Annotated in this window: 11 protein-coding genes and 1 pseudogene; 2 read left to right on the forward strand and 10 right to left on the reverse strand. The window is 62.0% G+C overall.

Going from position 1 to position 10,698, the window contains the following annotated elements; translation table 11 throughout:
- From I5W_RS31085 to I5W_RS06535, 10 genes and pseudogenes are all read right to left on the reverse strand, one after another.
- A pseudogene (locus tag I5W_RS31085) lies at nt 1-190 on the reverse strand (AmpG family muropeptide MFS transporter); the annotation flags it as partial.
- A gap of 120 nt (nt 191-310) precedes the next feature.
- Nucleotides 311-913 carry a methionine biosynthesis protein MetW gene (gene metW, locus I5W_RS06500; protein WP_017452636.1) on the reverse strand — a complete coding sequence of 201 codons (603 nt, stop codon included), beginning with the start codon at nt 911-913 and terminating at the stop codon, nt 311-313.
- Nucleotides 910-2,049: a homoserine O-succinyltransferase MetX gene (gene metX / locus I5W_RS06505; RefSeq protein ID WP_017452637.1), complete on the reverse strand. Its 1,140-nt coding sequence runs from the start codon at nt 2,047-2,049 to the stop codon at nt 910-912. The genes metW and metX overlap by 4 nt, the downstream gene beginning before the upstream one ends.
- 315 nt (nt 2,050-2,364) lie before the next feature.
- Nucleotides 2,365-4,155: a phosphoenolpyruvate--protein phosphotransferase gene (gene ptsP, locus I5W_RS06510; RefSeq protein WP_044528622.1), complete on the reverse strand. Its 1,791-nt coding sequence runs from the start codon at nt 4,153-4,155 to the stop codon at nt 2,365-2,367.
- Nucleotides 4,156-4,414: 259 nt separating this feature from the next.
- Entirely contained in the window at nt 4,415-4,684 is a 270-nt protein-coding gene (locus I5W_RS06515; protein WP_017452639.1) for an HPr family phosphocarrier protein, read from the reverse strand.
- Between the two features lie 72 nt (nt 4,685-4,756).
- Entirely contained in the window at nt 4,757-5,167 is a 411-nt protein-coding gene (locus tag I5W_RS06520) for a PTS sugar transporter subunit IIA (RefSeq protein WP_171426925.1), read from the reverse strand.
- A gap of 65 nt (nt 5,168-5,232) precedes the next feature.
- Nucleotides 5,233-6,201, reverse strand: a complete 969-nt coding sequence (gene gshB / locus I5W_RS06525; protein WP_017452641.1) for a glutathione synthase — start codon at nt 6,199-6,201, stop codon at nt 5,233-5,235.
- A gap of 43 nt (nt 6,202-6,244) precedes the next feature.
- A complete protein-coding gene (gene gshA, locus I5W_RS06530) occupies nt 6,245-7,543 on the reverse strand; it encodes a glutamate--cysteine ligase (protein WP_044528623.1) in 1,299 nt (432 codons plus the stop codon).
- A gap of 12 nt (nt 7,544-7,555) precedes the next feature.
- Complete coding sequence (locus tag I5W_RS31090) at nt 7,556-7,876, reverse strand: hypothetical protein (RefSeq protein ID WP_148289045.1); 321 nt, start codon at nt 7,874-7,876, stop codon at nt 7,556-7,558.
- A 22-nt stretch (nt 7,877-7,898) separates the two neighbouring features.
- The gene (locus tag I5W_RS06535; RefSeq protein ID WP_252716918.1) at nt 7,899-8,696 is read right to left on the reverse strand and encodes an IclR family transcriptional regulator; all 798 of its coding nucleotides are present in this window, start codon (nt 8,694-8,696) and stop codon (nt 7,899-7,901) included.
- A gap of 160 nt (nt 8,697-8,856) precedes the next feature.
- Between I5W_RS06535 and I5W_RS06540 the strand changes: the two genes are divergently transcribed.
- Together I5W_RS06540 and I5W_RS06545 are read left to right on the forward strand one after the other, a co-directional pair.
- The gene (locus I5W_RS06540) at nt 8,857-9,768 is read left to right on the forward strand and encodes a polysaccharide deacetylase family protein (protein ID WP_083893474.1); all 912 of its coding nucleotides are present in this window, start codon (nt 8,857-8,859) and stop codon (nt 9,766-9,768) included.
- The coding region (locus I5W_RS06545) for an asparaginase (protein WP_044528624.1) at nt 9,765-10,698 on the forward strand (934 nt) is incomplete at its 3' end. The genes I5W_RS06540 and I5W_RS06545, both read left to right, overlap by 4 nt.

The following is a 10,698-nucleotide window of genomic DNA, read 5'->3' on the forward strand; positions in this document are numbered from 1 at the left end:
ATTTTCAGGTATGGGGACATCACCAGCGCAACAGTCCCAGGGTCTTCACATTGAGCCCCGACTTGGCCAGCCAGGCCTGCAACAGGCTCAGGAGGATGAACAGCGGCAGGCCGGAAGTAAAGCCGAGAAAGACGCAGATCAACATGCGCCGGTTCAGGTATTGTTGCCAGGAAGCGGCAGGTGCGGTCATGGGCGGGTCGGCTCGGAAAAGGCAGGATATGAAAGAAAAAACGCCGGTGGCAAGCGATTAGGCGCTGCCAGACCGGCGTGAGCAAAGCATGGTGAAGCTTTTTGCTTTGAAGCGTTGTGCTTATTTCTTGCGCAGCCTGAACACCGCCAGGCTGCCGCGCCAGTTGGGCAGGTAGCGCACCGGTTTGCCGTCCTTCAAGGCGACGCATTCCAGCACTTCCAACCCCAGCTCGTTGGCCAGCGCCTCGAAGTCCCGAATCGTGGCGCAGCGCAGGTTCGGCGTATCATACCACTGGTACGGCAGGCTCCTGGACACCGGCATGCGCCCGCGCAAGAGCGCCACGCGGTGCGGCCAGTAGGCAAAGTTGGGGAAGGAAACCGTCACCTCGCGCCCGACCCGGGCGATCTCGCGCAGCGTCCCCTCCACATCCTTGACCATCTGCAGTGCCGACAGGCACAGCACGGTATCGAAGGCATTGTCCTCGAACATGGCCAGGCCACCGTTCAAGTCCTGCTGGATCACCGAGACATTGCGCGCCACGCACTTGGGGATCTGGGCATCGTCGATCTCCACCCCATAGCCCGAGCAGCCCTTGTCGCTTTGCAGGTAATCCAGCATCACCCCATCGCCGCAGCCCAGGTCCAGCACCTGCGACTTCTCGCGCACCCAGTGGGCGATGAAGGCCAGGTCGGGGCGCAGTGCGCTCAATTGTTCGAAAGTCATGCGCGGCCCTCCTGCTGCAGTTCATTCCAGATGCTGGCGTAGTACTCGCGCACCACCTTCATGTAGCGCGCATCGTCCAGCAGAAACGCGTCATGCCCGTGCGGGGCGTCGATTTCGGCATAGCTCACGCGGCGCTTGTTGGCCACCAGCGCCTGCACCATCTCGCGGCTGCGTTCGGGCGAGAAGCGCCAGTCGGTGGTGAAGGACACCAGCAGGAACTTGGCCCGAGTGCGCGCGAACGCCTTGGCCAGGTCACCGCCGAATTCGCGCGCCGGGTCGAAGTAGTCCAGCGCCTTGGTGATGAGCAGGTAAGTGTTGGCGTCGAAGTAGGTGGAGAACTTGTCGCCCTGGTAGCGCAGGTAGGATTCGATCTCGAAATCCACCCCATAGCCGAACTGGTACTGCCCCGAGCGCAGGTCGCGGCCGAATTTCTCGGCCATGTCATCATCCGACAGATAAGTGATGTGGCCCACCATGCGCGCCACCCGCAAGCCATTCTTGGGCACCACGCCATGCGCATAGAAGTCGCCGCCGTGGTATTGCGGATCGGTCAGGATGGCCTGCCGCGCCACGTCGTTGAAGGCGATGTTCTGGGCCGACAGCTTGGGCGTGGAGGCGATCACCAGGCAGTGGCGCAGACGATCCGGGTACATCATGCTCCAGGCCAGCGCCTGCATCCCGCCCAATGAACCGCCCATGACGGCGGCAAAGCAATCGATGCCGAGCCGATCGGCCAGACGGGCCTGGGCATTGACCCAGTCTTCCACCGTCACCACCGGGAAATCGGCGCCATAGGGCTGGCCGGTGGCCGGATTGGGATGCATCGGGCCGGTGGAGCCGAAACAGGAGCCCAGGTTATTCACCCCAATGACGAAGAAGCGATCGGTGTCCAGCGACTTGCCGGGACCGACCATGTTGTCCCACCAGCCCACGTTGTCCGGGTCGTCGGCATAGACGCCGGCCACGTGATGGGAGGCATTGAGCGCGTGGCACACCAGCACGGCATTGGATTTGTCGGCATTCAAGCTGCCGTAGGTTTCATAGGTCAGCGAGTAGTCCGCCAGCGAGGCGCCGCTTTGCAGCGGCAGCGGCTCGGCAAACTGCATGACCTGGGGCGATACGATTCCGATCGACATGATTGTTCTGCGTAAGTGACTCGGCGCCAGGCGGCCTTTGACGGGGTGGCACTGGCGGTCGCTTCGCCGGGCGGGTGGCCAGTCTCGTGCGCGGGCAACAAAAAAGCCCGGAAGCAGTGCTTGCGGGCTTACTCATCGATGGGGCTACGTCTTGGGAAGAACAGCAGATCCAAGCTCGCTTTAGCCGCATTTAGATGGGATCAGGATCCCGGCGCCCGCAAGCTGAAGTTGGTCAAACCGTTCAAATCGGCGCAGTGGTGTAAGAATACCCAAGTCGGGCAGACCCGTCAAACGGCCCTGCCCGCGGGTGCGGCTTCAGCGGCGACGCGCCGCGACCTTGGTGTCGAGCTCGACCGCTTCGGCTTGCAGCGCCTGCAACTGCGCCATGGCCGCGTTGATGGCGGCAGGTTCGGTGGCGCGCAGCACCTTCTTGACCTGCGGCTCCAGGAGGCGCAGGTCGCTGTTCAAGATCTCGTTTTTCACCGACAGGATCTGCGAGGGATGCATGGAAAACTCCAGCAAACCCATCCCCAGCAGCAGTCGCGTCCACTTCAGGTCGCCCGCCATTTCGCCGCACACCGACACCGGAATGCCAGCCTTGCGGCCCTGCGAAATCACGGTCGACAGCAGGAACAGCACGGCCGGATGCAGCGGATCGTAGAGATGTGCCACCTCGTGATCCACGCGGTCAATGGCCAGGGTGTACTGGATCAGGTCGTTGGTGCCGATGGAGAGGAAGTCCAGGCGCTTGATGAACAGCGGCAGCGCCAGGGCCGCGGCCGGGATTTCGATCATGGCGCCGATCGGGATATCTTCATCGAACTTCTGCTTGCGATCCCGCAGTTGCTGCTTGGCCTGCTCGATCATGGACAGCGTCTGGTCGATCTCGAAGGCGTGCGCCATCATCGGCACCAGGAGCTTGATGGGCCCATAGGCCGAAGCGCGCAGGATGGCGCGCAATTGCGTGAGGAACATCTGCGGCTCGGACAGGCAATAGCGGATCGCACGCAGGCCCAGGGCCGGGTTGAGCGCAGTTTCCTCATCCGCATCCAGGGGCTTGTCGGCGCCCACGTCGAGCGTGCGGATGGTCACCACCCGGCCCTTCATGGCAATGACGGCCTGCTTGTAGGACTCGAACTGCTCATCCTCGCTGGGGAATTTCTCCAGGTGCCCGGCACGCCCCATGAACAGGAATTCGGAGCGGAACAGGCCGATGCCCATGGCCCCCGCTTCGAAGGCCGGCGCGGCATCGTTGGGCAACTCGATATTGGCCAAGAGCGTGATCGGTTCGCCATCCTGGGTGATGGCCGGGGTCTTCTTCAGACGTGAAAGTTTCTTCCGTTCACGCAGCAGCCTTTCCTGCCGCGCCCGATACTGCGCCAGCACCAGCGGCGAAGGATCGACGATGACCACGCCGGCATCGCCATCGATGATGAGCACATCATCGTGCTTGACCAGCACCGAAGCGTTATGCATCCCCACCGCAGCTGGAATGGCCAGGCTGCGGGCGACGATGGCGGTATGCGAATTGGGGCCGCCCAGGTCGGTGACGAAGCCGGCAAAGGCACTCTCGCGGAACTGCAGCATGTCGGCTGGCGAGATGTCGTGCGCCACCACGATGATGTTGGCGGCGGCTTCGCCGGTGGGCGGCAGATGGCCGGCGCTGCCGGTCAAGACCTTGAGGATGCGTTCGCCCACCTGCTGGATATCGGCCTTGCGTTCGCGCAGGTAGGGATCTTCGATGTCGTCGAACTGGGCCGACAATTCCTCGATCTGGGTCACCAGCGCCCATTCGGCGTTGTAGTAGCGATGGCGGATGATGTCCTGCGGCACCTCGGCCAACAGCGGGTCCGACAGGATCAGCGAATGCACGTCGATGAAAGCCCCCAGCTCGGGCGGGGCATCCTTGGGCAATTCGGTGCGGATGGTGTGCAATTCCTGGTGCACCGCCTTGACGGCGCTCTTCAAGCGCGCCACCTCGGCCTCCACCTGGGGCGCGGCGATCAGGTAATGTTTGACGTCCAGGGCGGCCGGCGCCATCAAGTGGGCGCGTCCGATGGCGATGCCTTGCGACACCGCGATTCCATGTAAGCTGAATGAAGCCATCGCGTATCTCCTGCCTGTTTTCTTATAGTCCGCCGTGCTTCAGCGCGCGGTAGCCTGGAGCAAATTACCTAACAAACAGCAGTTTGGCAATTGCGAGAGACAAATCTCGGCGAAACAGGCAAAACAAGGCAAGACAGGCAGCTAGGGTGAACATTGTTTCATGTCACGCAATATCTGCGTGATCATCCTTACACCGCAAGAAGCATTCCAGCCGCGCCGCGATGTTGCGGCGCAATACCGCCAGCGCGGTCAGGGAAGATTACTGCCCTTCGCCGAACTTGTCGGCAATCAGGGCCTCCAGTGCGGTGAAGCATTCCTGCTCATCGGCGCCATTGGTTTCCAGGGTCACCAGGCTGCCCTTGCCGGCGGCCAGCATCATCACGCCCATGATGGACTTGGCATTGACGCGGCGCTTGTTGAAGGTCAGCCAGACTTCGCTCTTGAACTTGCCGGCGAGCTGGGTGAACTTGGCGGAGGCACGCGCGTGCAGGCCGAGCTTGTTGACGATCTCGAGTTCTTTTTGAATCATTTTCAGCTTTCGTTTTTATCTTGTTGGCGCGGAGTGGGAAACCATGTGGCAACGCGACGCCCGCACTCACCCTCAGGCCGAAGCGGCCACGCGGATGCGATTGTCGATCCGCACTGCACCATTCTGGCCCCCGGCCAGCGCCATTTCAACCACCACGTCCAGCGTATCGTTGCGATAGGTCAGCGCCCGCAACAGCATGGGCAGGCTGATACCGGCGATCACCTGGACGTTGCCCAAACCGCACAGGAAGCCCGTACAGTTGGAGGGCGTACCGCCCATGACATCGGTGATGACCAGCACACCGCTGCCATCGTCTAGGCGTTCGACCGCCTCGATGGCCAGTTTTTGCACTTCGGCCGGGTTCTGGTCGGCGATCACGTCGATCGCCTCCATCCGTTCAGGCCGGCCACGGAAGACATGGGTGGCGGCGGCCACGAAGGCTTGCCCCAGCGGGGCGTGCGTCAAGAGAAGAATACCGACCATGGAATTGTTGCCATCTGTTGCGACGCGCTTTTCCCCGAGCAGCCCGTCATGCTCTGTCGATCCCATTATCCGACCGACGCTGTTGTTGCACTTGCTCCTGCTGCCGTCTCCAGCGCGTCCACGAACATCGCCGCCACATCGAACCCGGTCTGCTGGGTGATTTCCTGGAAGCAGGTCGGGCTGGTGACGTTGATCTCGGTGAGATAGTCGCCGATGGCGTCCAATCCTACCAGCAACAAACCACGTTCATACAGGATCGGCCCCAGTGCCTCGCCGATCTCGATATCCCTTGCCGAGGCCGGCTGGGCTTTGCCCAAACCGCCTGCGGCCAGATTGCCGCGCACCTCGTTACCCTGCGGAATGCGTGCCAGCACGTTGGGCACCACCTTGCCGCCGATCAGGAGGATACGCTTGTCGCCGGCGCTGATCTGGGGAATGAAACGTTGCGCCATGATCGTGCGTTGACCGTTGTCGGTCAGGGTTTCGATGATGGAGCCCAGGTTCATGCCATCGGCCTTGACCCGGAAGATGCCCATGCCGCCCATGCCGTCCAGGGGTTTCAGGATCACGTCCTGGTGTTCGGCATGGAAGGCGCGCAGGCGCTTGTCGTCGCGCGTGACCAGCGTGGGCGCGGTGTACTGCGGGAACTGGGCGATGGCCAGCTTCTCGTTGTGACTGCGGATCGCCGCCGGCTTGTTGAACACCCGCGCCCCCTGCTTTTCGGCCAGCTCCAGCAGGTAGGTGGTGTAGATGTATTCCATGTCGAAGGGCGGATCCTTGCGCACGATCACCGCATCGAATTCGGACAGGAAGCTCGATGCCGCCTTGTCGGCCCGATACCAGTTCTCGGTGTCCCCGGTCAGCGTCAGCTTGCGGGCATTGGCCGTCACCAGGCCGCTCTCCAGCACCAGATCAGCCTGTTCGAAGGCATACAGGCTGTGACCGCGACGGGCGCACTCGCGCATCATGGCAAAGGTGGAATCCTTGTACGTCTTGAACGTATCGAGCGGATCGGCGAGGAAAGCGATTTTCATGAGGCTGGGGTCCTGTTGAGCCTGGCGCGGGGCCGCGAATTGGTTAATAGACTTCCGGGTTGGGATCGGTCTTTTCCATCTCCACCGAGGCCGCCAGCAGCGCCAATCGCGCCACCACGCCATACATGTAGAAACGGTTGGGCGCGGCCGTCCCCGGCTTGGCGTGCATGTCCGGCAAAGCGTGCTGCTGGGCAAAGGCCAGCGGCACGAAATGCGCGCCGGGCGCATTGAGGTTTTCATTGACGCCACGGTCGGCGTGCACGCGGTAGAAGCCGCCCACCACGTAACGGTCGATCATGTAGACCACCGGCTCGGCCACGGCCTGGTTGATGCGCTCGAAGGAGTGCACGCCTTCCTGCACGATCACCTCCGACACCTCCAGCCCTTCCTTGCCGGCCAACATGCCGCTGCGCTGCTTGCGGTTGAGGTCCTTGATCTCGCTGGCATCCTTGACCGTCATGATGCCCATGCCATAGGTGCCGGCATTGGCCTTGATGAAGACGAAGGGCTGCTCCTTGATACCGTATTCCTTGTACTTCTTGCGGATCTTCGACAGCAGCGAAGAGACGCTATCGGCCAGCGCATCGGTACCGGTGTTGTCCTGGAAGTCGATATTGCCGACCTTGGTGAAGAGCGGATTGAGCATCCACGGGTCGACCTCGACCATCTTGGAAAATTTCTTCACTACCTCATCATAGGCGGCAAAGTGATTGCTCTTGCGGCGCAGCGCCCAGCCCGCGTGCAGCGGCGGCAGGACGCTTTGTTCATATAGCCCTTCCAGCACCGAAGGGACGCCACTGGACAGGTCATTATTGAGCAGGACGGTACAGGGGTCGAAGTTCTTCAGGCCCAGGCGGCGGCCATTGGCCGAGCGCTCCAGCGGTTCCAGCGTGATGTGGGTGCCGTCGGGCAGCTCGATCTGCTGCGGCTTGGTGGCGCCCGGCGCCAGCGTCCCCAGACGCACGTTCAGGCCGGTCTGGCGGAAGATTTGCATCAAACGGCCGATATTCTGCAGGTAGAAGGTATTGCCGGGCTGGTTTTCCGGGATCAGCAACAGGTTGCGCGCATCCGGGCAGTATTTCTCGATAGCCGCCATGGCCGCTTGCACCGCCAGCGGCAGCATTTCCGGCGAAAGGTTGTTGAAACCGCCGGGGAACAGGTTGGTATCGACCGGCGCCAGCTTGAAACCGGCATTGCGCAGGTCGACCGAGCAATAGAAGGGCGGCGTATGCTCCTGCCACTCCATGCGGAACCAGCGTTCGATGGCCGGCGTGGCGCCCAGGATTTTCTTCTCCAGCTCCAGCAGGGGACCATTGAGAGCGGTGACAAGATGCGGGACCATAAAAGACCTTAACTAAATGTAAATGCCGGCAGCGAGGATCGATTTTAGCGGATTCCTGAAACCGTGTTGCGACGCAGTAGACGCCACTGTTGCCATTTCAGCAAAGCCGGAGCCGGCCACGGTCGCTGCAAAGGCGTGGTCGGGAGTGTTCAGATGGCGATGATGCGGGCATTTTAAAGAGTCCGAGTCAAATAGTCGGGAATTATCGGGGTGTCGACGCAAGAATGCATCCGCGACGCGGCATTGATGAACAATAACAACAATAGTGAGCAAGTCTGATGAGAATGTTGAATAGAAGCAAAGCAGGATGCAGCCAGCCTGAGGGCCGCTCATCTTGTTTTCATCCTGGCAAGAATCACTGAGGCTTGCGCACCTGTTGCAGCAAGAGATTTCCCGTTTGCTGCACTGCCCTTCGCAGCATGGGCAACACGTGACTGATGTGATGACGATCCATGCGCGTCCATGAGGCAGCCACCGTCACGGCCGCCACCACGCATCCTCCCGAGTCGACGATGGGCAAGCCCACGGCGCCGGTTCCCGGAACGGCATGATTGTGGATCCAGGCGTAGCCATCGGTGCGACTCTGGTGGATCAGGCGACGTACCTGCGGCGCCCGGAGTTGGCCGTAGGCTTCGATGCGGGCCTCGATCTTTTCCAGCACTTCTTCCTGCTCCGCAGAGGGCAGGAAGGCCAGCAAGGCCAAGCCGCCAGCGCTCACGCCCAGCGGTTGCCGGCTGCCCACCGGCAGCATCGGCGTCTGCCGAGCCGCCGGGCCGATGGCACGCTGCACGCAGATGGCATCTTCGCCACTGCGCACGAACAGGAAGCTGCTATCACCACTGGCTGCTGCCAATTGTTCGAGGATGGACAAACTGTGCTGGCCCAGATTGAAGAAAGGCGCCGCCGCCATGCCCAGATCGAACAACAGCGAGCCCAGTTGATAACGACGGGCAGCGCCATGCTGCTCCAGCAGTCCTTCTTGCGCAAGCGCACGCAAGATGCGATGGGCGGTGGGCTTGGAGACTCCCAGCACCTGCGCCACGTCAGTCACACGCACACCGCTTTGAACCTGCTGGGCCGCCAGCTTCAAGGCCATCACCGCGCGCATGATGGCTTGCGTGCCGTCGCTGTTTTTATCCTCGGTGTGCTTCAAACTGCCCTCCCCCCAGCAAAAGTTTCACATGGCAAAACTCTCAGGCTACTGCGTTGACCGGGGGATTCTAGCTGCATATCTTGCGCCAAATCACTGCGCACAAGGGGATGGTCAAGGCTTGGGCGCGGCGGCCTTCTCTCCTCAACAGCAAGGAATGACCATGTCTGACATCAATGATCCGATGCTGACCCTGCGCGACAGGATCAGCTACCAACCCATCACGCAGCGTCCCCGCTTTGTGCTGCCTGGAAATGCGCGGGTGGCGGTCTGGACCATCGTCAATATCGAGCACTGGCTGCCGCAATCGGCCATGCCGCGCACCGTCCTGCCGCCGCCCATGGGGCAGCCATTGTTGCCCGACGTTCCCAACTGGTGCTGGCATGAATACGGGATGCGGGTGGGTTACTGGCGCTTGCTGGAAGTATTGGAGGCATACGGTATCAAGGCCACGCTGGCGCTCAATGGGAGTACCTGCGAAGTCTATCCGGCCGCCTGTGAGGCGGCCTTGCGGGCAGGCTGGGAATTCATGGGACATGGTCTGGTGCAAAAACCCATGCACAGGGTGGAAGATCAGGCCGGGGATATCCGCAAGACCATCCAGGCCATTCGCGCCTTTACCGGTGCCGCACCGCGTGGCTGGGAAAGCCCCGGCCTGACCGAGAGTGCCGACACCCTGGATCTGCTGGCCCAAGCCGGCATCGAGTATGTGGCGGACTGGGTACTGGACGATCAGCCGGTGACGCTGCGCACCCGCCATGGCGACATGGTGTCGGTGCCTTATACGGTCGAACTCAATGATGTGGTCATGTCCGCCATTCAACTGCACCGCTCCGACGAAATCCTGCGCCGCGGACGCGACCAGTTCGATTGCCTGTATCGCGAAGGCGTTCAGCAGCCGCGCGTCATGGCCATTTCCGTGCATCCCTATCTGACCGGAACGCCACACCGCATCCGTTATCTGGACGCGCTCTACAACTACATCGCCGAGCATGAGCAAGTGTTGTTCTGTACCGGTGGCGAGATCCTCGACATCTATCGCGCGCAAGCTCAGTTGACAGAGGGCTTGAGATGATCCCCGCCCTGTTCCTGCTGGCCACCGGCGGCACCATCACCATGGTCGCCCAGCCAGGCGGTGGCATCACCCCGGCCTTGCGCCCGGAACAACTGGTCCAGGCTGTTCCCGGCCTGGCCGGCAAAGCGGATTTTTCGATTCACGCCTACGCCAGCCTTCCTGGCGCCTCGCTGACCCTGGCTCAACTCTGCGAGATGGCCACCATCCTCAATGCACGGCTGGCTGGCGATATCGCCGGTGCCATCGTGGTACAGGGCACCGATACCATCGAGGAAACCGCCTTCGTCCTCGACCTGCTGGTCAAGTCGCACAAGCCGGTGGTAGTGACCGGTGCGATGCGCGGCCCGCAGGCTGCCGGCGCCGATGGACCGGCCAATCTGCTGGCCGCGACCATCGTGGCCAGCTCGCCGGCAGCTTGCCAACTGGGTTGCCTGGTGGTGCTCAACGACGAAGTCCATGCGGCACGCTTCGTCCAAAAGCAGCATACCGTGCTGCCCAGTGCCTTCCAGTCGCCCAACCAGGGACCGCTGGGATGGGTCGTGGAATCCGCCTTCCAGCGCAATGTTCGCCTCGCACGCGGCCCGCAGTTGGACATCGCCACCGGGGTCGAGGATTTTCCCGTTGCGTTGATCAAGCTGGCCCTTGGCGATGACGGCCGTCTGTTGCCGGGCCTGCCGGAACTGGGCTTTCGCGGCGTAGTGATCGAGGCGATGGGGGCCGGACATGTGCCGGCCGCCGTCGCCCGGAACATCGATACCTTGTGCGCCCGTTTGCCGGTGGTGCTCTGCAGCCGGGTGACAAGCGGACCGATCTTGCGCAACACCTATGGCTTCGTGGGCTCGGAGATCGATCTGATTCGACGCGGCGTCATCCCCGGCGGACGCATCAACGCCGTCAAATCCTGCCTGCTGCTGCGTCTGGCGCTGGCCA

It is taken from the genome of Herbaspirillum sp. B65 (assembly GCF_000333555.1).
Lineage (GTDB): Bacteria > Pseudomonadota > Gammaproteobacteria > Burkholderiales > Burkholderiaceae_D > Herbaspirillum > Herbaspirillum rubrisubalbicans.